This window comes from Pseudohalioglobus lutimaris, assembly GCF_002866825.1.
GTDB lineage: Bacteria > Pseudomonadota > Gammaproteobacteria > Pseudomonadales > Halieaceae > Halioglobus > Halioglobus lutimaris.
This window is the reverse complement of the sequence record NZ_PKUS01000002.1, coordinates 144942-169069: the sequence shown is the minus strand read 5'-3', so window position 1 is coordinate 169069 and position 24128 is coordinate 144942. Positions and strand designations below refer to the sequence as shown.

Genomic DNA, 24128 nt, shown 5'->3' with positions numbered 1-24128 from the left:
CGCGGTTGGGCAGCGGTCGTCTTTGGTGCAAAATCGGGTTAATCCTATCTGCAAAGTCTCGCTGATGCCGGTTGCCCAAATTCAGGCTAGACTACAATAGATATTAACGCTTACGGGGACTATACATGACCGCGCTAAAACAGGAATTCGACACCGCTATGGCGCAACTCACCGGGGAGGGTGCTCCCTACGAGATTGCAGTCGGTGAACACGGCGAACGCTACTACAAGGGAGCCCCGGCCAACTTGCGGGATGCGCTGGCAGTGGCTCGTAATCACGGTGATCGGGAGTTCCTGGTCTACGAGGGTGAACGGCGCAGTTTCAATCAGGTGATGGACGAGGCGGATGCGCTGGGTGCCGCCTTGCAAGCGGCAGGAATTGCCAAGGGAGACAGGGTGGCTCTGGCCATGCGCAACTATCCCGAGTGGATGGCCGCCTTTATCGCGGTAACTGCTATTGGCGCGGTAGTTGTGCCGGTGAACAGTTGGGGGCAGCCCGATGATATTGCCTTCACGGTGGAGGATGCCGAGGCAAAACTGGTGATCTGTGATCAACAGCGCTATGACGGCGTTGCCGAGCGCCTGAAGGCAAAAGGCATGCGCGTACTGATAGCGCGGCCTGCCGATGACAATGACCCGGACAGCCTTGCCCGTTTTACCGCCGATTTTACCGGCAAGGCCCCACAGCCGGTTGAACTGGACGGTGAAGACCTGGCACTGATCATGTATACCTCTGGCACCAGTGGCAAGCCCAAGGGTGCGACTTCTACCCATCGAGCTGTGGCCCAGTCCCTGGTCAATATGGAGTGCGCCGGCATGGCTGCCGCCATGACCAACGGGGAACTGATTACCAAAATGCTGGAGGCGGGCAATGAGCCCACTTCACTGCTGGCGGTTCCGCTATTCCATGTCAGCGGCTGTCATGCACAGTTCCTTGCGAATATCCGCGGTGGTCGCCGCATCGTGATGATGTACAAGTGGGATGTAGACAGGGCGCTGAAATATATCGAGGAAGAACGGGTGACCACCATGGCTGCCGCCCCCTCCATGGTGCTGGATCTGCTGGAAAGCGAGGGCTTTGATGCCGCTGACACCAGCAGCCTCTTTTCTGTGGGTCTTGGTGGTGCCGCCACACCGCCCAAGGTTGGTGCATTGTTGCGTGAAAAGCTGCCGATGAATTTCAGTGGCACAGGTTACGGAATGACCGAGACAAATGCCCAGGGCGCATCGCTGACGGGTAAGGCGTTTCAGGAGAAGAACCGTACCGCTGGTATTCCACACCCTATTGTTGATATCCGTATCTGCGATGAAGAAGGTGGTGAACTGCCCCCTGGAGCGACCGGGGAAATATGGGTGCGCAGCGTGGCCAACATCCGTGAATACTGGAATCGACCGGAGGCCAACGCGGCTGAATTTCGCGATGGTTGGCTGAAAACCGGCGATGTGGGCTTCCTTGACGAGGATGGCTTTCTGTGCCTCGCAGACAGGGCGAAGGACATGATTATTCGCGGTGGGGAAAACATATACCCGGTAGAGATTGAGAGTACCCTGATTGAGCATGATGCGGTGCGGGAAGTCGCTGTAATTGGCTTGCCGCATGAACGCCTGGGGGAGGAAGTTGCTGCGGTGGTGCACTTGCACCCGGGAGCGACGCTGTCTGAACAGGAGTTAGTTGATTTTGCACGTGCAAATATGGCGACCTACAAGGTGCCTACGCGTGTGTTTTTCTCGGAGCAGCCCTTGCCGCGCAATGCGACCAACAAGCTGTTGAAACGGGATATCAAGGCGGCGTTATTAGAGCAATGAAGCGCTCAGTTTCGGCCTGGCGGGTCTGACTCGCTGACCCTTACCAAAGCGGCCCTGCCTCGGATGATCCACCCGGGGCAGGGTCTTTAATCACCCGGCTTCGGGGTCTCATCTCCTTCCTACCATCCCGGGATTGAGCAGATCGGGCGGCAGCTCTTGTACCGCTTGCCCCGGGCTTTCCCGGAACGCCACTCTATTTCGTTGGTGAATACCAAAAATCGTTACCATTTATTTCATTTATGGTGCTGCCGGGACTAATATCCCCTCACTGACTGGCTGACACTGTGTCGCCCGCCAATTTCTAGTCCCCACACAATCAGAGGTAGGATCATGTCCACATACCAGAATGACATCTCCGATATCGCCCAACTGCGCGACACAAATGGCAGCGCTTGGGATGCTATCAGCCCCGAATACGCCGCTCGCATGCGTCTGCAGAACCGCTTCAAAACCGGCCTGGATGTCGCCCGTTACACTGCTGATATCATGCGCCAGGACATGGACGAATACGATGCCGACCCCAGTCAGTACACGCAGTCCCTGGGTTGTTGGCACGGCTTCATTGGCCAGCAGAAGCTGATCGCCATCAAGAAGCACTTCGGCGACACCAAAAAGAAGTACCTGTATCTGTCCGGCTGGATGATCGCGGCACTGCGTTCCGAGTTTGGTCCGTTACCCGACCAGTCCATGCACGAGAAAACGTCAGTACCCAACCTGATCGAAGAGCTGTATACCTTCCTGCGCCAGGCTGACGCGCGCGAACTCGGCGGTCTGTTCCGCGCTCTGGATGATGCTCGGGAAGCCGGCGACGAGGTCAAGGCACAGGACGCCCAGAAGCAGATTGATAACTTCCAGACCCACGTGGTACCTATTATCGCCGACATCGATGCTGGTTTTGGTAACGCGGAAGCGACCTACCTGCTGGCCAAAAAGATGATCGAAGCCGGTGCCTGCGCCATCCAGCTTGAGAACCAGGTGTCCGATGAGAAGCAGTGTGGCCACCAGGACGGTAAAGTAACGGTCCCCCACGAAGACTTCCTGGCCAAGATTCGCGCCGTTCGTTATGCCTTCCTGGAACTTGGCGTGGATAACGGTATCATCGTCGCCCGTACTGACTCGTTGGGCGCCGGCCTGACCAAGCAGATCGCTGTAACCCACGAAGCGGGCGACCTGGGCGACCAGTACAACAGCTTCCTCGATGTTGAAGAGCTGGAGCCGGGTGACATGAATCACGGCGACGTGATCATCAATCATCACGGCAAGCTTGTGCGCCCCAAGCGCCTGCCCTCCAACCTTTACCAGTTCCGCAAAGGTACCGGTGAAGACCGCTGCGTACTGGATAGCATCACTTCCCTGCAGAACGGTGCCGATCTGTTATGGATTGAAACCGAGAAGCCGCATATCGGCCAGATCGGTGGCATGGTAAATCGTATCCGTGAAGTCGTGCCCAATGCCAAGCTGGTGTACAACAACAGCCCGTCGTTCAACTGGACACTGAATTTCCGCCAGCAGGTATTTGATGCCTGGAGTGAAGAGGGCAAGGACGTTTCTGCCTACGACCGTGACAACCTGATGAGCGTTGACTACGACGCTTCCGATCTGGCGGTAGAGGCTGACAACCGTATCCGTACCTTCCAGGCGGACTCGGCTCGCGAAGCAGGTATCTTCCACCACCTGATTACCCTGCCTACATACCACACTGCGGCTCTGTCGACTGACAACCTTGCCAAGGAGTACTTCGGTGATGCCGGTATGCTGGGTTATGTCGAAGGTGTACAGCGCAAGGAAATCCGTCAGGGTATTGCCTGCGTCAAGCACCAGAACATGGCAGGTTCTGACATGGGCGACGACCACAAGGAATACTTCGCCGGTGAAGCCGCGCTGAAGGCCGGTGGTAAAGACAACACCATGAACCAGTTTGGCTGAGTTCAGTCGGTGTAGAGAAAAGGGCGGGTATATCCCGCCCTTTTTTTGGCTCTTCGCAGATTAGCGGAAAATGAGGCATACAAACGATGAGGCATTCAAACAAAGCGGACACCACGAATGGGGTAAGCCTTCCTCGGTTGAAAACAAACGTCCACGCCCTTGGAAAGCTTACCCCATTCGTGGCCGCTCAGCTGGAAAGTGTCTATCAACTAAGCAACCCCGCTAATCTGCGATGAACCTTTTTTTTGCTTCCTATCATCGCGTTCAGTGCTAAGTATCTATGTTTGCCAGACGGCCACATCGGGCAGGGAAGCCTGACTTCGGTCCAAAAGCACACGCTTTCAGGTGGGCTTCCCTGCCCGACATGGCCTCTTTTTTCTAGTCGTCCTTTGCCGCGACGATGGCCGCATTTCACTTCGGCCCGGGGCAGCCTGCACCCACCGCCTTACTTTTGTATCGGCAGATTATTGGCCTGTTCCAGCAGGGTAGCGGCTTTTTCCCGGGTGACCGCTCTCGCCGGTGTGGGGCGCAGGTTCTGCAGTTGTTCCGTGGCGACGAGAAGGTGGGACTGCGCCTGCGCCGGGTGGCCGCTCAACAACAGCAGCTCTGCTGTCTCCACGTGCCACTGTGGCGTTGCGCGTATGCTGTCATCCAGGGTCGATAGGCGACGCAGCGCAGCGGAGTAATTACCCCGCTGTTTTTCCAGGCGGATTGCGTAGCGTTGCAGCTGGGGGATGGCGCCGACTTCGGTGATGCGTCGGTCCAGCAATGCCAGCGCCTCGGGTATCTGCAGGTCTGGTTCCGCTGCCAGTAATTGGGCCGTGGCAAGGTAGATGCCTGGGTCCTGCGCCGGTTGCAGCGCTATCAGTTGCTGATAGTCGGCGAGCGCGCCGGCGTTGTCGCCAGAACTTCTGAGCAGCCGCGCACGGTAGCCCAGTGCTCCCGGATGGTCAGGGTAGCGGTCGAGAAAGGCGTCAAAGCAGGTTCTGGCCGGTTCCAGCTGGTCTTGTCGAAACCACAGGATACCGCGCACCAGGGTAGCCTGTAATGGGTCGCCCAGTTGCTCAGCATGATTGACGTCGGCCATGGCCTTGTCGTTTTGACCACTGTCCGCCCAGGCGAGAGCGCGCCGCAGGTAGAGTTGCTGCTCCTCCGGGTTGCTGTTTATTTCAGCGCTAAGAATGTCCACCCGCGAGCCCGCCGCCGGGCCTGCTGTGACAGTTGCTGTGGCGAGTGCCAGCACCAGGGAAAACGTGTGAAGTATTAGCCTGGCGCGGGACTGCGGGTACGGTAGCGGGGGCAGGCGCCCCCATATTGAGTGCGCCTGTGAACTGCAAAACACTGTTCAGCGGTTGATGGTGAAGGAATCCAGCACCTCGCCATTGTCGTCGATAAAGCGCGCGGTCAGGCTGCTCTCGGCGGCATCGACGACTACCGAGCCGATTACCAGGCCACCGAAGAAGTGCGCCGGGTGGGGGAAGCTGTCGGCGACATCGGTCGCCTTGCCGCCGTTGCCGGCAACGGTGTAGACAACTTTGTCGTCGGTGCCATTACGAGTGACCTGGGTGTATTCCTCGTCCCCCTGGCCGCTGGCCGGCTGGCCGGCATCGTTGAGTTCGGCATTGGTCGCGGGGTCGAAGGTTGCGGCAAGGCCCGTGTGTCCACCGATATAGAAAGACCGTTCGTAAATATGGCTGTGACCGCTATACACCAGGTCCACACCATACTCGTCGAATACCGGTGTGAATTGTTCGCGCATATCGAAGATAGGCTGGTCTATTCCGCCCAGTATCTTGTCGGAGTCATGGCTGCCCTTGGTGTAGGGCGGATGGTGGAAGATGACCACTGTCCAGTCGCTAGTGTTGGCTGCCAGGTCGTCGGTTACCCATTGCAGCATTGCTTCACGGCTGGCGGGGTCGCGCACGGCCAGCTGGGAGTCCAGACTGACCACGTGCACGCTGCCGTAGTCAAAGCTGTAGTACTGTTCCGTGCCGCTACCAACGCCGCCGGCCTCACCGTTGGTGGGTAGGGTGTGGATGTTCAGGTAGGGCATCGGGCTGTCCGGCGCGGGGTCGGGCTCACCACCCTGGGGGGCCGAGAAACTGTCAGGATCAGAGCTGGTTGATGCGCCGAAGAAGCCCATTTCATGGTTGCCGATAGTTGGCCAAAGGCCGGTGGAGCTGAGAATGTCCGGATAGGTGTCGAAGACAGCTATCTGGTGCTGGACGTCTGTGCCCTCCGGATAGGCGTTATCGCCCAGCATCAGGAACAGGTCGGCGGGCTCGCCGCCATTTTCATTCACCCAGGCCAGGTAACCATCGCGTACCAGGTCAGCACCGCCCTGGTACTCGTTCTCCTGGCTGTTGACACCGGAGTCGCCGACGATCCACAGGCGAATGTTGCCGTCCGCGGGAAGCTGCCCTGCTTCGGGTGCGGTGCGAAAACTGTGTTGCGCCTGCGCCGAACCGGCGCCGCCTACGGAATAGTAATAAGTGGTATCCGGGGTCAGCCCCTGCAACAGCGCCTCGCTGTGACCCGTCGCCGTCACTTCGGCGGCGGTCAGGCTGTCTTCATCCAGGAAGTCCATCTCGGTGCCGAAACAGACTGCATCAGCCTCGGCGCCGCCATCGGTGTTGCCCCGCCACTTGATAATGGCCCGGTCACTGCCCACTTGTTGCAGGAACAGTCGCTCGGGGGTAACCGCGGTTCCGCTGCAGGCTACAGCGGGCGGTGTGGAGGGGCGATCGCTGCTGTCGCTGCATGCGATCAGAGTCAGCGGGGCCAGGGTCATGGCGCATAATAATCTGGTATTCATCTGCTTCCTGTTTATAGTTTTTTCAGGGGGTCGACGAAGCATACTCGGCGCGGTGATCTCTTGGCAACACCGGGTCCTGGGCCAGTTGGCGCTGGCAGGAAGAATGCCACTGGCTCAGGGGGTGACGGCAGCGGTATAGTCCCGCGTCGCCCCTACAGCTTTCCGGCGATTCACTTTAAGATGAGCGCTCGCCTGCATTGCGCCTCTCCAGGGAAAAGTACAAATGAGACCACCAGTCCTTGCCTTGTCCTTCTTTTTCATTGCTTCGCTGTCGCTTGTCGCCTGCAGTGAGCGGTCGGTCGACCAGTCCACTGGGTCAGGCGCCATAGCCGAATCCGAAGCGCCCGATGCCGCGCAGCCAATGGCGATTGATTGGTATGCAGGTAGCGTGGAGTCGGCGTTTGAGAATGCCGCGCGTGAGAAAAAGCCGGTGTTTCTTTACTGGGGAGCACAGTGGTGTCCGCCCTGTCACGAGCTCAGGGCGACGATATTCAAGCGCCCCGAGTTTGTTCGCCAATCGCGGCAGTTTATCAATGTGTATCTGGACGGAGACAGCGACAGGGCACAGAAGTACGGAGAAAAATTTTCGGTGATGGGCTACCCCACCGTTATTATTTTTGCTGCCGATGGAGAGGAAGTCACGCGCATTCCCGGGGGTATGAATATCGAACAGTATGTGGGTGTGCTGGATCTGGCGCTCAACGCCATTCGCCCGGTCGCAGCGTTGCTCGACGACGTTCTTGCGGGTAAGCCCCTGCAGGACGCGGACTGGAAATTACTGGCTTATTACTCCTGGAGTCAAGACCGTGGCCACGCACTGGGAGAGCAGTCCCTGGCAGTGGTAGCGCCACAGTTGGCGGCGGCCTGCCCGGACAGGCTCGTGGTTGAAAAAAGCCTGCTGCAGATGCTGGCTGTAGAGGCCTGGGTTCAGGGCGAGACACGGGATTCCCGGTTCGCGCCGGCCCAGTTGGCCGTGGTAGAGCACATCCTTGATGACGACACGCTCGCCGCGCAGAACCGGGGCAGCTTCCTGTTCAGCGCGGGAGAGATGGTGCAGACCCTGGCGGAGGGGGATGACAGGCAGCGGCTCGCAGGGCTCCTCCATGCCCTGCAACTGTCAGTGATCAACGACCCGGAGGCTGATGTACTGCTGCGCGTTGATGCTTTGCAGGGCTGGCTGGACGTGCAGCGTGCGCTGGCGGGAGAGGATCAGCCGTTATCCGCCGAGCGGGAGACCTGGTTGCGAGAGCAACTGCGTTCCCTGCGCGAGCAATTCAGCCCTTATCAGGTGCACGCAGGAATCAATGGCATCTGGCAGATTTATTACGGCGCTGGCCTGCAGGCAGAAGCCAGGGCGGCATTGGAAGATGGCGTGAAAGTCTCCAAGCAGCCCTACTATTTCATGGCGGACCTGGGATACCTGGAGGCAGAGGAGGGTAATGGCGAGGCCGCGTTAGCCTGGTATCGTCAGGCCTGGGAAGGTGCGAAGGGGCCGGCGACCCGCCAGCAATGGGGTGTGAACTATCTGCAGGCCCAGGTCCGGTTCAGTCCTGATGCGGTGGCGACTATTGGTGCTACTGGGCAGGCATTGTTGACTGAGCTGGCTGAGCAGGCTGACGGACTGCACCAGCGCACCGCGCGCGGCGTGGAACGTATGAGCAACTTGCTTCTGGCCTGGGCCCAAGAGCAGCCAGCCGATGCATCGCGTCAACAGGTGATCAGTAGCTTGCGGCAGCAGATGGACCACTTCTGCACGGGGCTGCAGGGCGTTGCGCCAGAGGCCTGTGCCAGTTTCCTGGTGTCGGCTCCGGCGCAGGCCTGAACACTATTTCATTTTTTGCTTGTCTGTGCCCCGTGGCCATTTACTGCTGAACAGGTCGGGGTTAAGTTCAAGGTTGCGCGCCACGAAAGTGTAGGTGAGGGTGATTTCCTCGCCCTTTGAACTGGCGGTTAAGACCTGCTGTGCGGGCATCCAGGAAGCCTGGTCTATCCATAGCTGCGCTTTGCCCATCACTGCCCGTTGCTTCTCTTTCTCCGGTGTCAGCTCCAGGCCCAGTGAACGGCTCTCACCGATATCGCGCTCTCCCAGTGAGGTCAGCAGGTAGTCGTCCTTCAGGTCCTTGCCGCTGTCAGTGAAGCCAAGGCGCATGAAGGGCTCCATACGATCCTTATGCCTGGAGAGCGAATACACCTCCACGCGTTTTTGCGCGGGATAGTGAATGTACAGCGTGCTCTTTTCTACCAGGTAGGTGCGCTGCTCGGGTGCATCCGCATCCAGGCGGATCCTGCCTTTCCTGTCTATGAACAGCGTGCCGCGTTCCCGGCTCAGTTCGCTGCCGCCCAGATCGCGGCGCACGACTTCAACTCGCGCCATCACGGTCTGGAAGTCATCCGCCTGGCGGTCAACCTGCTTCAGGGCGTCGTCCAGGTCCCAGGTGATTTTGGGGCCGTCGGCCAGGGCGCTGTTGCCAGCCAGTCCGATGGCGGCTATAGCGGTAAAGAACAGTGTTTTGCAGAAGTTTTTCATGTGGGTCTCCATTGCTTGGCTGCTGGGCAGGTCAGTATTGTGCACGATTTTTCGGCCATGCGCTGCCGTTCAAGCCCATTAGCGCATGGACGCACGGTAGTCACGGGGTGAACGGCCAAGGGTTTTTCGAAACAGGCGGGAGAAGTACAGCGGATCCTCGTAACCCACGCGGCGGGCAATTTCCCCCACGCCCAGGTCGGTGGAGTCCAATAGCCGGCAGGCGTGTTCCATCTTCATGTTGAGAAAGTGCTTGATCGGGGAGTAGCCGGTGAGCTCCCTGTAGCGGTTGGAAAAGTGGTACTTGGACATGTTGGCCACGCCCGCAAGGCTTTCCAGCGTAACCGTCTGGTCGATGTGCTCCAGCATGTACGCCTGCACCTGGTCCAGCCCAAAACCCGACTGCAGGCGCCCTGCATGGGCGCTGATTTCCATGGTCATCTGGGTGATCAGGTGGCGCAGGTGATTGGCCGCGTTTATGAAAGCCCGTGTCGAGTAACCGGTGCGGCGCACCTCCAGCAAACTGGTAAAGGCGCCGATGAGCACAGGGGATACCCCGGCGTCGGTGACGATGCGGTCTTCCCGGTAGCCGAGGTATTGCATCAGCACCCGGGTGCTGGCCCCCTGGAAATGTATCCAGTGAAGCGACCAGGGGTCGCCAGGATCGGCTTCATAAGCATGTGTGAGCCCCTGCGGCAACAGCATGATCTGGCCGGGGCCCACATTCCCGGACCAGCCTCCGGCGGCAAGCTGGCCTCTGCCTTCGGTGCAATATAACAGCAGGTTGTCGTCGTGGCGTTCGCGTAGCATGCGGTGGCCGCTGGCGCGGGGATAGTAGCCCATGGCTGTGGGGTAGCAGTCCTTGGTGAGCGGATGGCGCGCCAGTTTCTCGATCATGAAAGCCGGCGTGATAAAGCGGATGCCGGCCTGTGGGAGAGGCCATTTTGATGGGGTGCTCATACCGCAATATAGTCCATGTAATTCGCAATTTAGTCAATATGGCCCTTGCGTCAGTAGTGCTAGTCTTTGCGGCCATCATTAATAATCGATCAGAGGATGCAACATGTCAGACGCAAAGAGTCCCGCCCAGGAAATTGCCGAAATGATATCGCGCGCCCGCGCGGCCCAGGAAAAGATTGCCGAATACACCCAGGAACAGGTGGATGAATTGATCACCGCCATGGTGTACTCCGTAGCGCGGGAAGACCGCTCGGAGGAGATCGCGCGTTTCACGGTTGAAGAGACCCAACTGGGGAACTATGAAGGCAAGTACCTCAAGATTCATCGCAAGACCCGCGCGACCCTTCTGGACATCATCAACGACAAGTCCGTGGGCATCATCGAGGAGTTGCCCGAGCGCAATATTGTCAAGATTGCCAAGCCTGTGGGTGTCATTGGTGCCCTCTCGCCGTCAACCAACCCCGAGGCCACGCCAGTGATCAAGGCCATCTCGGCAGTAAAGGGGCGCAATGCGATCATTGTGGCCCCGCACCCCCGTGCCAAACTGACCAACAAAAAGATCTGTGACTACATGCGCGATGCGCTGGAGCGTTGCGGCGCCCCCGCAGACCTGGTTCAGAGCATCGACGTACCTTCACTGGAGAAAACCAATGAGCTTATGGCACAGTGCGACCGGGTGCTCGCCACTGGCGGTGAGGCCATGGTGACCGCAGCCTATTCCTCCGGTACGCCGGCCCTGGGTGTAGGTGTCGGTAACGCGGTGATCACGGTAGACGATACCGCTGACCTGGACGAAGCCGCCGACAAGATTCGCACATCCAAGACGCTGGACCTGGCGGCGTCCTGCTCCTCCGACAATTCTGTGCTGGTATTTGAGTCGGTGTACGACGAGTTCCTGGCGAAGCTGCAGCACGAGGGCGGCTTTGTGATCGAGGGCGAGAGCAAGGAAAAGCTGCAAAGGGTGATCTGGGAAGATGGTCACCTCAATCCCAAAATTGTTGCCCAACACGCGATGACGATCACTGGTCAGGCCGGTATCGATCTGCCCGAGGGCAAGACTTTCCTTATCGTGCCCGAAACCGGCGCCGGACCGGACTACCCGTTCTCCGGAGAGAAGCTGACGGTCACCATGGCGCTGTACAAGGTGAAGGATATCGACGAGGCGATCGCGATGACCAACAAGATACAGGCCTACCAGGGCCAGGGTCATAGCTGTGGTATCTATTCCTACAACGATGAGAATATTCTCAAGCTGGCGAGCGCAACGCGCACGTCACGGGTCATGGTCAACCAGCCGCAGGCGGCGTCCAATAGTGGGAATGTCTGGAACGGTATGCGCCAGACCTTCTCCCTCGGTTGTGGCTCCTGGGGTGGTAACTCGATCAATCACAACATCACCTGGCGTGACCTGATCAACGAGACCTGGGTATCCAAACCGTTGGCGACCACCAAGATCATCCCCGGTGATGAAGAGCTGTTTGGCTCGGTAATGGCGAAGTTCGACTAACGATATGGACTTTTCCCTGAGTGATGATCAGCGCGCCTTTGTAGACAGTGCGCGGGCGTTTTCCGAAGGAGCGCTTGCTCCCAATGCGGCAGAGTGGGACGAGAAGTCCATTTTTCCGAAAGATGTCCTGGCCCAGGCCGGTGAACTGGGTTTCATGGGGATGTATACCCCGGAAGCGGCCGGTGGCCTGGCGATGTCCCGGCTGGATGCCAGCCTGATCGTGGAGGAGCTCGCCAAGGGCTGCACCGCGACAGCGGCCTTCCTGACCATTCACAACATGGCCACCAATATGGTCGGCAAGTACTGCAGCCAGGCAGTCATAGACGCCTGGTGCCCGGACCTGGTGATGGGCAGTAAGCTGGCTTCCTACTGTCTCACTGAGCCCGGTGCTGGCTCCGACGCCGCATCATTGCGCACGTCAGCGGTACAGCAGGGCGATGAGTATGTGGTCAACGGCGCCAAGGTGTTTATCTCCGGTGCCGGCGATACCGATGTGCTGGTGGTGATGCTGCGAACGGGTGGTACCGGTCCCAAGGGCATTTCTGCCCTGTTGATACCGGCCGACGCCGAGGGTATCTCCTACGGCAAGAAAGAAGAAAAAATGGGCTGGAACGCCCAGCCCACGCGCATGGTGACCTTCGATAACGTGCGTGTCCCCGTGGCCAACCGGCTGGGCGCCGAGGGGCAGGGCTTTGCCATCGCCATGGAAGGTCTCGACGGGGGGCGCATCAATATCGCGACCTGCTCCATCGGTACTGCCCAGCAGGCGCTGGAAGAAGCCGCGGCTTACGTGCAGGAGCGCAAGCAGTTTGACACCGCCATTGCCGAGTTTCAGGCGATTCAGTTCAAGCTCGCAGACATGCTTACGGAGCTGGTCGCTGCCCGGCAGATGGTGCGCCTGGCAGCCAGCAAGCTGGACAATCAGGACAGCCAGGCATCCACGTACTGTGCGATGGCCAAACGGTTTGCTACCGACGTGGGCTTCAATGTTTGCAACGACGCCCTGCAGTTATTCGGCGGCTACGGTTATATCAAGGAGTACCCCATGGAGCGGCATGTGCGCGACACCCGCGTCCACCAGATTCTGGAAGGTACCAACGAAATTATGCGCGTCATCATTTCTCGCCGCCTGTTGATGGACGGCGCACTGGAGGTAATCAAATGAGTTTGAGTCAGTCCGACAAGATCAAGGTAGAGATCAGCGGTAATACAGCGTTGGTCACCATCGACAATCCCGCAGCCAATACCTGGGACGAGGAAAGCCTCCCCGCGTTGGCAGGCCTGGTGGGAAGCCTGAATGCCAACCGTGACGTCTATGCCCTGGTGCTGACCGGCGCCGGCGACAAGTTTTTTTCTGCCGGTGCAGATCTGAAGCTGTTCGCGGACGGCGATCCGGCAACGGCGGATCGCATGGCCAAAGCATTCGGCCAGGCGTTTGAGACGCTGGCGGACTTTCGCGGTGTGTCGATTGCGGCGGTTAACGGCTTCGCGATGGGCGGTGGCCTGGAAGTGGCCATGGCCTGTGACATACGTATTGCCGAGGAACAGGCGCAAATGGCCCTGCCCGAAGCCAAAGTGGGTTTGTTGCCCTGCGCCGGTGGTACCCAGCGCCTCACTCAGTTGGTCGGTCTTGGCTGGACCAAGAGGATGATTCTCTGTGGAGAGCGCATCAAGGCAGACAGGGCACTGGAGATCGGCCTGGTGGAAGAAGTGGTTCCGTCGGGCACGGCGCTTGAGCGTGCTCTGGCGCTGGCAACACAGGTGGGCGAGCAAAGCCCGACCTCGGTGGCTGCCTGCAAGCGCCTGATTCACAGCGCCAGCGAGATCACCATCGCCAAGGGGCTGGCGGATGAGCGTACTGAGTTTGTCGAGCTGTTCTCCACCGAGGACCAGCGTGAGGGCGTCAATGCTTTCCTGGAAAAGCGCAAAGCCCAGTGGAAGAACTGCTGATGAGTGAGCCGATTATATTTGCCGAGGTGCCCGCCGCAGGCGGTAGCATTGGTCGTATTACCCTCAGTATCGAGGCAACTCTCAACTCGTTGACCCTGGAGATGGTGGACCTGCTGCAGGAGAAGCTCGATGCGTGGGCCGGGGACGACGGCATCGCTGCCGTATTTATAGAAGGCGCCGGCGAAAAGGCCTTCTGCGCAGGTGGGGACGTGCAGGCGCTGTATCGCTCCGCGATAGAACAGCCAGGCGGGCCCTGTGACTATGCCGAGGCGTTTTTCGCCCGCGAATATCGCATGAATTTCACCCTGCATACCTACGCCAAGCCGATCGTCTGCTGGGGCCATGGCATTGTTATGGGCGGCGGTCTGGGGGTGATGGCGGGTTGTTCGCACCGGGTGGTCACGGAGCGCACGCGCATCGCCATGCCCGAGGTCACTATTGCCCTGTTCCCGGACGTGGGCGGTAGCTGGTTCCTCAATCATTCGCCAGGCAAGACCGGTGAGTTCCTGGCCCTGACCGGCGCTTCGATCAACGCCGCAGACGCGATTTATATCGGCATCGCCGACCGCTTTATCAGCAGCGAACACAAGCAGGCCGTGCTCGACGGGCTGCTGGCCCAGAACTGGTCCGTAGAGAGCGAGAAGAACCACGCACGGGTGCGCCACGTGTTGCGGCCCTTTGCCGAGCGCAGTCTGTCTGCTTCCCCTGCGGGTCAGGTGGAGCCCCACGCTGCTACCATCGCGCAGCTGCTGGATGGTGATGACGTGCACGACATCATCGACAAGATCATCGCCCAGGAAACAGATGATCCATGGCTGTCCAAGGCGCGGGATGGCTTGGCCCACGGCTCCAGGCTGGCGGCCCTGTGGATTCACCGGCAGCTATGGGAAACCCGCCATTCGGGGCTTGCCCAGGTGTTCCAGCAGGAAATCCAGTTGGCGACCAATATCATTCGCCATCCGGAGTTTACCGAGGGTGTGCGCGCCTTGCTGATCGATAAAGACCGAAACCCTGCGTGGCTGTACCCGACCTCGCGCGAGGTGCCGCAGGCCGTGCTCGACGGCTTTTTCGAACCGCCGTGGGACGAGAACCCGCTGGCAGACCTTGGGTGACGGCGGAAGAGCCCACCAGCGGTAAGCGAAAACTCACAATGAATAAGGAGCATGCAAGATGTCCACAGTCGCATTTATCGGCCTAGGCAACATGGGTGGACCCATGGCCAAAAACCTCCTGGCCGCTGGTCATGAGGTTACCGTTTTTGACCTGATGCCCGCCGCCTGCGCGGACCTCGAGAAAGCCGGCGCAGCGGTAGCGGGTTCCGCCGTTGACGCCGCCATCGGCAAGGACTATGTGATCTCCATGCTGCCCGCTGGCAAACATGTGGCCTCCACATACCTGGACGAAGGCGGCCTGCTGGACAGCCTGGATGGCAGCACCACCGTACTGGACTGCAGCACCATTGACGCTGCCACCGCGCGGCGGGTCGGTGAGGCTGCAGCGGCCGCGGGCATCGGCTTTATGGACTCACCGGTATCCGGTGGCGTCGCCGCGGCAGCCGCAGGCACCCTGGCCTTTATGTGTGGTGGCAGCGCAGAGTCCTTCGAGAAAGCGAAGGTCATTCTGGCCGGCATGGGCAAGAACATCTTTCATGCTGGTCCTGCCGGTGCTGGTCAGGTGGCGAAGGGCTGCAACAACATGCTGCTGGCCATCCATATGATCGGTAGCTGTGAAGCGCTGGAGATGGGTGCGCGCAACGGCCTGGATCCAAAGGTTCTCTCCGAGATCATGCTCGCCAGCTCCGGCCGCAACTGGTCGCTGGAGGTCTACAACCCTTATCCCGGGGTGATGGAAAATGCACCTGCCAGCAACGGCTACAAGCCCGGCTTCATGGTGGACCTGATGGCCAAAGACCTGGGTCTGGCCCTGGAAATCGCGCAACAGTCAGGCGTGGACAATCAAATGGGTCAACTGGCGCAATCGCTGTACGCGAAGCACCAGCAGGACGGTAACGGCCAGCGTGACTTCTCCAGCATCCTGGAAGCACTGCAGGAATAGGCGTTTGTCGGCGCCTGTGTCTGTACTGTCTGCGCTGTCCCGGCGGGCTGTACACCACGTGACAGAGGCTCAGGGATGCCGCTTGGCCTGGCAGCAGTGGCCGACGCAGGCAATTGATGCGCAGCCCATCCTGCTGCTACACGGCGGCTTCGGTTCCTGGTCACACTGGATAGCAAATATAGAAGCGCTCAGCGCGCGCTATGCAGTATGGACGGTTGATCTGCCGGGTCTTGGCGGTTCGGGCAACCTGCCAAAGCCCTGGAGCACCCGCGGCATCACCGAGTTGGTTCTGGCTGGCTGGCGAGTTTTGCCACCTGCGCATCAGGCGCTGCAACTCGCGGGTTTCAGTTTTGGCGGCATTATCGCCGGGCAGCTCGCCGCCATGCTGGGCAGCCAGTGTACGCGTTGTATCCTCATCGGGGCTTCCGGCTTCGGCCCGCTGCATGTGCAGGTCGATTTATTGCCGCCGCCGGCAGCGGATGCGGAAGCGGACGTTGCCGAAGCGATACACCGCGAAAACCTCGCGCGCCTGATGCTCCGCGACCCGGCCAGAATTGATGCACTGGCAGTTCACATTCACGCAGACAACCTGGCGAGGCATCGACTGCGTAGTCGCAGCATGGCCGGCAGCAACGACCTGGCAGAAATTCTGCCCCGGATACCGGCGCGATTGGTCGGAATCTGGGGTGAGCATGATGCGACAGCCGGCGGCGAGGAAAACCTGGAAGCGAGAAAGAGGCTGTTTATGTCTACCCGGCCCGACGCTGAATTTCATGTTCTGCCAGGTGTGGGCCACTGGGCAATGTATGAAGCGCCGTCCGAGGTTAACAAACTGATCCTCTACTAGCTCTCCGTCCAGCAGTCCCGGCCTCTGTATCGGTTACGCAACCGCAGCGGATAATTTCTGTATCCTGGTTAAGCGCTCTGTCCCTGCGCGGACATTTTTTTGCGTCAGCCGGCCGTGATAACAACCCCATCGGCGATATGCCCATAGTCAGAATTTACCGCCCGTAAGTGTGAGATATTTACTTTTTTTTTAATGGGAACAGAGCTTATGCTCTCGGTTGTCGATCTCGATATTGACTTCATGCTCCAGCCCGGGGTGATGAAGATTGGAGGCCGGATATACCGTCTAATAACAAACAGGAAGACGCCCCATGACTAAAAAACGCTATCTCGCTACAGCCCTGTGTGTCGCCCTCGGATCCACCGCGTCAGCCGGATTATACGCTCAGGAAAGAGCGATGCTGGAAGAAGTCATCGTGACCGCGCAAAAGCGCGAAGAGAATCTGCAGACTGTACCGCTGGCAATATCCGCGCTATCGTCAGCTGAACTGGAGATGCGTAATATCGAGAGTCTTGGTGACCTCAACGCGGTCGCACCAAACGTGATATTCCGCGATAATCCGGGTGCGCGATTGGTGTCTACGGTGGCGATTCGTGGCAGCGTGACCAATCAGCCCGCGATCTGGATCGACTCACCGGTGGGTCTCTACCTGAACGGTATATACCTGGGCAAAACGCAGGGCTCGGTTTTTGATGTGGTCGATATCGAGCGTGTAGAAGTTCTGCGCGGTCCGCAGGGCACGCTCTTTGGCCGCAACACTGAAGGCGGGGCTATTAATTTCGTGACGCGCCGGCCCACTGGTGAGTTTAGTGGTTCGGCGCGGGCGGAAGTAGGCAATTACGACAGGCGAGTCGGCCGGTTGCAGATGGATCTGCCGCAGATGGGCATGCTCTCTGCCAGCGTTGGTGCCCGTAAGGAAACTGCGGATGGTTGGGCTAAGAACAGTAGCGGGCCGGATATGGGCTCCGTCGATAATGAAGCCTTCCGCACTTCGCTGATGTTTGAGCCCACCGACAATTTCACGGCTGTTTATGATTTTGACTATTCCTATATCGACCAAACGCCCATACCTTCATCATTGATATCCCTGGAAGGCTGGGGTGGTACATTCCCCAGTGTTTTCGGAGACTTTCTTGGTGGCGCCATCGAAAGTGCGGCGCAGCCGTTTGTAACCACCAGCCGACCTGACAGAGTGTCGACCAATATGGCGCCGGGTCAGGAAGGGCCGCTTGAAAGTAGCCGCACTCGCGCTCACGCATTGACCCTTGAGTATGACCTGACTGATCAGGATCAGCTCAAATATATCGGCGCTCACCGGACCATGACGTTTAATGACAGCCAGGATATCGACGGCATGCCACTGGATGCGATTGATGTCATTCCCGGTGTCTTGTCCTGGGGAATGTCTGCCAGTTACAACCGCGAAACCGAGTACGACCAGAACTCCCATGAACTGCAGTGGATAGCCGATCGTGATTCACTGAACTGGGTAATGGGCCTGTACTACTTTGAGGATGACGGCGAAACCAACGGAAGCCAACTGTTCACTCTGTTTGGTCAGGCACCACAGCAGGTGAATTACGGCGCCGATACCGAAGCCTGGGCGGTGTTTGGCCAGATGGACTGGCAGTTCGCCGAGAGCTGGATTGCGACGGTGGGTGCACGCTACACGGAAGAGAAACGCACCGGCTTTTCCCATCGCTACCTGACCAACGGCTTTGGTGGCAGCCTGATCACCGATGAAGGTGACGGTCTTCTCCCCTTTACCAGCTATAGCGAGACGTTTGACGATACCTCGCCGATGGCGGCGCTTTCCTATGAGTTGACGCCGGATATCAATTTCTATGCGCGCGTCGCGAAGGGTTTCAAAAGTGGCGGTTTCAGCTCTGAAGTCGCAGACCCCGCCGTCAGTACGCCCTTTGACCCGCAGACGTCACTGTCTAAAGAGCTGGGCATGAAATCAATGTGGCTGGACGGTGCCCTGCGACTCAACCTGGCGGTGTTCCATAACGCCATTGATGACTTGCAGATAACACAGTTGCTGCCGGGCACCACTCAGTCACTGCTAACCAACGCAGGCGAGGCCGTTTACCAGGGCTTTGAGATGGAGTTTGCCTACCAGCTCTCGGACAACTGGCGCATTTCCGGCAACTACGGGTATCTTGACACGAGTTTCGATAAATACCTGGACAACTCGTTTGCGCCTGGCCGACCCATTATCGATACCGCGTCAAATCGACTGGCTCCTTACGCGCCCGAGAACACAGCCGCATTGCAGCTTGAGGGGACGCTCGCCAATTTCAGCTTCGGCGAACTGCGCCTGCTGTTTGATTACACGTACACAGACAAGATGTACCTGTATGCGGTCAACAAGAGTTTGTCCGCACCGAATGCCGGGGGCAGTTACGTGAAGGGTATCGACGAGGTACCCGACACGCAGAACCTGAACATGCGCCTGCAATTGTCTGACGTGCAAGTCGGCGAGGGTACGATGGACTTCTCATTCTTCGTACGTAACCTGACGGATGAAGAAGAGCAAATACAGGGCATCGACTTCAGCATGTTCCTCAATGGGACCTGGCAGGAACCGCGTACCTACATGTTTACGGCGTCCTACAACTGGTAGCTCACCGGCTGACCTGGCTCGTTGCTGCGGCCTGGTGAGCAGCGTCCATGTGGCGACCCCATGAAAATCGGGTCGCCATGCGCCGTTCAGGCAACCCTACGGCGCACCCCTCCAATGTCTGTCAATGAGCCAGGTGTCGCTGGGTGATGCCTTAGCGCCGTTGCAGGTGGCTCAGCTGGCCCTGTGCCAGTGCTCAGTCCAATAGCCGCCTCACCGACCTGGAAGCGCTGATCAGGCCCTCGTTGAAGTACTCCTCGTGGTTGATTTCTATTTTCCGTAAATCGTAGAGGTAATTGACCATGATGCTGCCCGACTGCTCCCTGCCGTTGGGCGTGGTATCGGCACCCCAATGCAATCCGTGCAGGCGAGCCCCGTTGCCGAGGTGGAAGCGCGCCACTGGATCTTTTGCCAGTTCACCGGACTTCACGTTGAGCAGGTAGTGTGCGCACAGTTTGACTAGCGCCGCCTGCACAACGCTCTCTACCACCCTGCCGATCGGCTGCCTGACCTTGTCGTAGAGGTCCTCGTCAACCAGCCCCTGCAGGTCAGCCGTTGCCAGCCAACGCCGGAAACCAGGCACCGGAGACAGGGTCACAAAGGTTTTCAGGCCGTCCATTTCCTTGTTGAGGTGTTCTACCACACTCTTGATCAGAAAGTTGCCGAAGGAGATTCCGGCGAGGCCCGGATGGCAGTTGCTGATGGAGTAGAACACAACCGTATTCACTTGCTCGGCTGCAACCGTCTCGCGTCCCCGGGCGAGCAGCGGTGCGATGGCGTTGGGAACGCTGTCGGTGAGGGCGACCTCCACAAACACCAGCGGGTCATTGCCCATGGCCGGATGGAAAAAGGCGAAGCAGCGGCGATCTTCGCGCAGTCTGCCGCGCAGGTCGTCCCAGCCATTGATCTCGTGAACCGCCTCGTAGGCGATGAGTTTTTCCAGCACCACGGCCGGGGAGGACCAGTCAATACTGCGCAACTCCAGGAACCCCTTGTTAAACCAGGAGATAAACAGATGCTTGAGATCGGCATCTACCGCCTTCAGCTCCGGGTTTGCCCTGAGCACGCGCAGCAGGTCACCGCGCATGGCAACCAGGGTGCGGGTACCGTCCAGGGCGGTATTGATACGGCGGAACAGCTTGAGTCTGGGTGCTTCCACTGCGTGAGAAATATTCAGCAGGTGTTGATAGTCCGGCTGCTCTGCATAGTCCTGTGCGGCCGCGCGTAGCGCCTCCCTGTCAATGTCGAAGTCCGCTGCCAACCGCTTAAAAAATTCCAGTTGCGCCGGCTCCGTCAGGTCGCGATAAGCCGCAGTGATTTCCTGGGCCAGCGCCAGCCCGGAGGCTTCGCCCCGATGGTGAATAATCGCGTGACAGAGCTCTACCAATGCTTCTGTTGACCCCCTGGGGGCCGCGGCAAAAGGGCGCCGCTTGGCCAGTATTTCCTTGCCTGCCGCGATCACGGAGGTCAGAGCGCGACCCAGTGGTCTATCGCCTTCCGCGCGGGTCTGGGCAGGTAATTCCTGCTCATCGTTATTCGACAACATGAGACATTTCCTTGATACCGTAGCGAGTGCATCCGGGTGTTGTTGGCTGCATCGAAGCACAGCATGACATATCCTGAAATCCAAGAACACTACACTGATGAGGTAGTTCACCAGTACTGTTGCAACATGGGCCGACTGCCCTGGAGCCCTGGCTTTTGCTCGCGTCGGTTGGGCAAAAAACAGGCACACACAGCGTTTCGCCAAAACCTGTCGCCAAATCATGCAGGTGATTTGGCGTGGTCGAATTTAGTGCCTTTTAGGGCTTGCAATTCGATTTCAAAGCACTGAGTATATATACAGTAGTTTTACTGTATAACCAGATGGATTCAGCAGGTGGTCAAGCAAGTGGTCAAGAAGAGTAAAGGGAGCAACAACATGGATGCGAATAAAGAAAAAGCACTCGAAGCGGCGCTGACACAGATAGAGCGGCAGTTTGGTAAGGGTACGGTAATGCGCATGGGCGACCATGAGCAGGTGGCTATTCCGGCCATTTCTACCGGGTCCCTGGGGCTGGATATCGCCCTGGGTATAGGTGGCCTGCCCAAGGGTCGTATTTGTGAAATTTATGGACCCGAATCATCCGGCAAGACGACGCTGACCCTGCAAGTCATCGCCGAAGCCCAGAAGGCGGGCGGCACCGCCGCGTTTATCGACGCTGAGCACGCGTTGGACCCTCAATACGCGGAAAAGCTGGGCGTACAGATGGACGAACTGATCATGTCCCAGCCCGACACCGGTGAGCAGGCCCTGGAAGTGGCTGAAATGCTGGTGCGTTCCGGTGCCGTGGACGTGCTGGTCGTGGACTCGGTGGCGGCATTGACGCCCAAGGCCGAGATTGAAGGCGAAATGGGTGATTCCCACGTGGGTCTGCAGGCACGTCTGCTCAGCCAGGCGATGCGCAAGCTCACCGCTGCCATCAAACAGACCAACTGCCTGGTTATCTTCATCAACCAGATCCGCATGAAGATCGGTGTGATGTTTGGTTCGCCGGAAACCACCACCGGTGGTAACGCACTCAAGTTCTATTCCTCCGTGCGCCTGGATATCCGCCGTATCGGCGCGGTAAAAGACGGCGACGAAGTAGTCGGCAACGAGACCCGGGTAAAAGTCGTCAAGAACAAGGTCTGCCCGCCCTTCAAGCAGGCTGAGTTCCAGATCATGTACGGCAAGGGCATCTACCACATGGGCGAGGTCATTGACTGGGGCGTGAAGCTCAACCTGGTCGACAAGTCGGGTGCCTGGTATGCCTACAAGGGCGACAAGATCGGTCAGGGTAAGGCGAATGCCTCCAAGTTCCTGGAGGATAACCCGGCGGTGGCCAATGAGATCGAGACAGCTATTCGTGCACAGACGCTAAACGCAGGTAAGGCCGAAGCTGAAGCTGAAGCCAAGGCCAAGGCCGAAGAGGGCGCAGCAACAGCAACAGAGCAGAAGTAACTCCTGCTCTGTGTTGTTCAAAACCTCAAGCTTTCCCACGAGGCGCCGGGGCTCCACTTATCCCACTCTCGGTTCCGGCGCCTCTTTTTATGCCTGATCTTCTCTTCAGCGATGCCTTCAATGAGGGCGAACTCGCCAACTTAACGGCGATCAACCCAGCGGATGTTCGCGTTGCGGCGATGAATCTGCTTGCACGCCGCGAGCACTCGCGAAAGGAGCTCAAGCAGAAGCTGCAGAAGCGCTTTGACGATGAATCCGTCATAGACGCACAGTTGAATCAATTGGCGGAAGAAAACCTGCAGTCAGATTCTCGGTATGCAGAGAGCTTTGTTCGCCAGCGCTTCAATCGCGGCTATGGACCATTGCGAATTCGCCAGGAAATGCGCCAGAAGGGATTATCCGACGGGGAGATCAGCGTAGCCATGACGGCTGAAGACTTTGACTGGTGTGCCAGCGCCGAACGCGTGCTCAGCCGTAAGTACGGAAACGGATGCGCTATTGAGCTAAAAGAAAAGGCGCGCCGCACCCGGTTTATGCAGTACCGGGGTTTCAGTGCGGATCACTTCAGTAACCTTGTCTAGAACTGGTTTTTAGTCAGTTCAACGAGCGCTCAATGTGGCGAAGCGATGCTTCCATTCCATATTGAAACACGGGTACGCTCGCCGAACTTCGCCCCTGTACGGTCACGCGGACTTACGCGGCCGGCCGCGTTTACGCGCCGGTCGAGTCGAGTCGCGCAGATCGGCCAGTGTCTGCAGCAGCGTCTCGCGATCGGCCGTCGACTCGACAGTGAACTGGCTCAGGTGGCTGGGATGTTGCTCCCGGTCCAGCCAGAACCTCCCCGTTACCGACCCCGCTTCAGTTGATGTTGCCAGCCACACGGCTGTGTCTGCGCCTTCTTCAGGTGAGCGCAGGAACTTACGGGTCAGTTGGTGGAACGCAGGCAAGGCTGTCTCAACCCCGGGTGTATCTGCCCAGCCGGGATGCATCGCGTTGACGGCAATGCCGTCGTCAGCCCAGGCCTGCGCCCATTCCTCTGTAAGTATCATCAGGCCGCGTTTGGCCCGTGCATAGGCGGTAGCGCCCGAGTAGCGACCACGCTGGCTTTGCAGGTCATGCACACGGATTTTCTGTGAGTACATGCCGCCGGAGAGTACATTGACCACCCGGGGCGACTCAGCGGCAGCGAGGACTGGACGCAGGCCCTCGGTGAGGATGTAGGGGCCAAGCAGCAGCAAGGCAAAGCTCTTCTCAAAACCCTCTATGGTTTGCTGTCTTGGGTTGAACAGCGCACCGGCATTGTTGATCAACATGTCCACGGGGCGGCCTGACCTGACCAGCCTTTCTGCGAGGCGGTGTACGTCGCTCATCACACTCATGTCGGCAATTTCTACTGTAATCTGCTGGTTGCCTGTAGCGCTGGCGAGTTCGCGGGCCGTGGCCTCGCCTTTGGTCTTGTCGCGGGCGACCAGGGTGACAGAGGCACCCAGAGCGGCCAACTGGCCCGCGGCCGCCAGGCCAATGCCTGACGTGGCGCCGGTGATAACCACATGGCGACCGCGCTGATAGGCAGAGAGGGGTTTCCAGCGCCTTTTGGCCTCCCGGTAACCGAGTCGTGTAAACCGCCAGATGCCGGGCAGGATCAATTTGTCTGCCGCCGCCAGTGTTGCTGAAGCCTCAGGTGCTGCAAATGCGTCGTTGAGGGCCAGCTCCAGGCCCTTCATGGTGTCCTTGCCGACCTTGTCCATCAGGCCGGGGTAGATCTTGTGGGCGGCTGCCAGTGGTGTAGGGAAGTCGAACCTGGCCAGGTAGCGCACTTTCGTGCCCTTGCGTGTCGCTGCGAAGGAGATTTCTTCCACAGCGGTGAATACGTTGGAGTCGACGTCCATCAGCATGCGTTTCTCCGCTTCGAACTCGCGGACCGTATACTGCAGTGAAAAGCCAGCCTTCATGTCGATTTTGAACTGCGTGCCCACACCCGTTGCCCCCCGACTCATTTTTGTACCCCTGGCGACGCCGGGGTCCCACTCTTCAATACGGTTGAATGCGGAAACGTAGGCGAATACTTCCGTCAACGGCCGGTTGACCTCAATGGTTTCGTCCAAAGTAACAAGGTTGCTCATGGGGTAGTCC

General features: G+C 58.7%; 18 protein-coding genes. 12 read left to right on the top strand and 6 right to left on the bottom strand.

Annotated elements, in window-relative coordinates; translation table 11 throughout:
- The first annotated feature begins 125 nt into the window (after positions 1-125).
- Together C0039_RS03045 and C0039_RS03040 are read left to right on the top strand one after the other, a co-directional pair.
- Positions 126-1805: a class I adenylate-forming enzyme family protein gene (locus C0039_RS03045; protein ID WP_101517201.1), complete on the top strand. Its 1680-nt coding sequence runs from the start codon at positions 126-128 to the stop codon at positions 1803-1805.
- A gap of 330 nt (positions 1806-2135) precedes the next feature.
- A complete protein-coding gene (locus tag C0039_RS03040; RefSeq protein WP_076000586.1) occupies positions 2136-3731 on the top strand; it encodes an isocitrate lyase in 1596 nt (531 codons plus the stop codon).
- A 445-nt stretch (positions 3732-4176) separates the two neighbouring features.
- Here the strand turns inward: C0039_RS03040 and C0039_RS03035 are convergent, their stop codons facing one another.
- The gene (locus C0039_RS03035) at positions 4177-4974 is read right to left on the bottom strand and encodes a tetratricopeptide repeat protein (RefSeq protein ID WP_076000587.1); all 798 of its coding nucleotides are present in this window, start codon (positions 4972-4974) and stop codon (positions 4177-4179) included.
- Between the two features lie 102 nt (positions 4975-5076).
- Complete coding sequence (locus C0039_RS03030) at positions 5077-6546, bottom strand: purple acid phosphatase family protein (protein ID WP_165787019.1); 1470 nt, start codon at positions 6544-6546, stop codon at positions 5077-5079.
- Positions 6547-6769: 223 nt separating this feature from the next.
- Here C0039_RS03030 and C0039_RS03025 point away from each other — a divergent pair, with 223 nt between their 5' ends.
- Positions 6770-8368 carry a thioredoxin family protein gene (locus tag C0039_RS03025; protein ID WP_101517199.1) on the top strand — a complete coding sequence of 533 codons (1599 nt, stop codon included), beginning with the start codon at positions 6770-6772 and terminating at the stop codon, positions 8366-8368.
- Positions 8369-8371: 3 nt separating this feature from the next.
- Here the strand turns inward: C0039_RS03025 and C0039_RS03020 are convergent, their stop codons facing one another.
- Together C0039_RS03020 and C0039_RS03015 are read right to left on the bottom strand one after the other, a co-directional pair.
- A complete protein-coding gene (locus tag C0039_RS03020; protein ID WP_165787018.1) occupies positions 8372-9073 on the bottom strand; it encodes a LolA family protein in 702 nt (233 codons plus the stop codon).
- Positions 9074-9151: 78 nt separating this feature from the next.
- On the bottom strand, positions 9152-10030 hold the full coding sequence (locus tag C0039_RS03015) for an AraC family transcriptional regulator (protein ID WP_076000592.1): 879 nt from the start codon (positions 10028-10030) through the stop codon (positions 9152-9154).
- Between the two features lie 103 nt (positions 10031-10133).
- Between C0039_RS03015 and C0039_RS03010 the strand changes: the two genes are divergently transcribed.
- The 7 genes from C0039_RS03010 (at position 10134) to C0039_RS02980 (ending at position 19015) form a co-directional block, all read left to right on the top strand.
- A complete protein-coding gene (locus C0039_RS03010; RefSeq protein ID WP_101517198.1) occupies positions 10134-11537 on the top strand; it encodes an aldehyde dehydrogenase family protein in 1404 nt (467 codons plus the stop codon).
- A 4-nt stretch (positions 11538-11541) separates the two neighbouring features.
- Positions 11542-12702, top strand: coding sequence for an acyl-CoA dehydrogenase family protein (locus tag C0039_RS03005; RefSeq protein WP_101517197.1), 1161 nt, complete (start codon positions 11542-11544; stop codon positions 12700-12702).
- Positions 12699-13487, top strand: coding sequence for an enoyl-CoA hydratase (locus C0039_RS03000; RefSeq protein WP_101517196.1), 789 nt, complete (start codon positions 12699-12701; stop codon positions 13485-13487). The genes C0039_RS03005 and C0039_RS03000 overlap by 4 nt, the downstream gene beginning before the upstream one ends.
- Positions 13487-14599 carry an enoyl-CoA hydratase/isomerase family protein gene (locus C0039_RS02995; protein ID WP_076002309.1) on the top strand — a complete coding sequence of 371 codons (1113 nt, stop codon included), beginning with the start codon at positions 13487-13489 and terminating at the stop codon, positions 14597-14599. The genes C0039_RS03000 and C0039_RS02995 overlap by 1 nt, the downstream gene beginning before the upstream one ends.
- Positions 14600-14657: 58 nt before the next feature.
- Entirely contained in the window at positions 14658-15542 is an 885-nt protein-coding gene (mmsB, locus tag C0039_RS02990; protein ID WP_076000596.1) for a 3-hydroxyisobutyrate dehydrogenase, read from the top strand.
- Positions 15543-15624: 82 nt separating this feature from the next.
- Complete coding sequence (locus C0039_RS02985; protein ID WP_165787017.1) at positions 15625-16389, top strand: alpha/beta fold hydrolase; 765 nt, start codon at positions 15625-15627, stop codon at positions 16387-16389.
- Between the two features lie 310 nt (positions 16390-16699).
- On the top strand, positions 16700-19015 hold the full coding sequence (locus C0039_RS02980) for a TonB-dependent receptor (RefSeq protein WP_101517194.1): 2316 nt from the start codon (positions 16700-16702) through the stop codon (positions 19013-19015).
- A 193-nt stretch (positions 19016-19208) separates the two neighbouring features.
- On the opposite strand, the gene C0039_RS02975 is transcribed toward C0039_RS02980, so the two are convergent.
- Entirely contained in the window at positions 19209-20558 is a 1350-nt protein-coding gene (locus C0039_RS02975) for a malonyl-CoA decarboxylase (RefSeq protein WP_101517193.1), read from the bottom strand.
- A gap of 375 nt (positions 20559-20933) precedes the next feature.
- On the opposite strand from C0039_RS02975, the gene recA reads away from it, so the two are divergent.
- Positions 20934-21995 carry a recombinase RecA gene (gene recA, locus C0039_RS02970; protein WP_101517192.1) on the top strand — a complete coding sequence of 354 codons (1062 nt, stop codon included), beginning with the start codon at positions 20934-20936 and terminating at the stop codon, positions 21993-21995.
- 89 nt (positions 21996-22084) lie between these two features.
- On the top strand, positions 22085-22576 hold the full coding sequence (locus C0039_RS02965; protein WP_207796356.1) for a regulatory protein RecX: 492 nt from the start codon (positions 22085-22087) through the stop codon (positions 22574-22576).
- 102 nt (positions 22577-22678) lie between these two features.
- Here C0039_RS02965 and C0039_RS02960 read toward each other — a convergent pair whose 3' ends face one another.
- The gene (locus C0039_RS02960) at positions 22679-24118 is read right to left on the bottom strand and encodes an SDR family NAD(P)-dependent oxidoreductase (RefSeq protein ID WP_101517191.1); all 1440 of its coding nucleotides are present in this window, start codon (positions 24116-24118) and stop codon (positions 22679-22681) included.
- Positions 24119-24128: the final 10 nt, after the last annotated feature.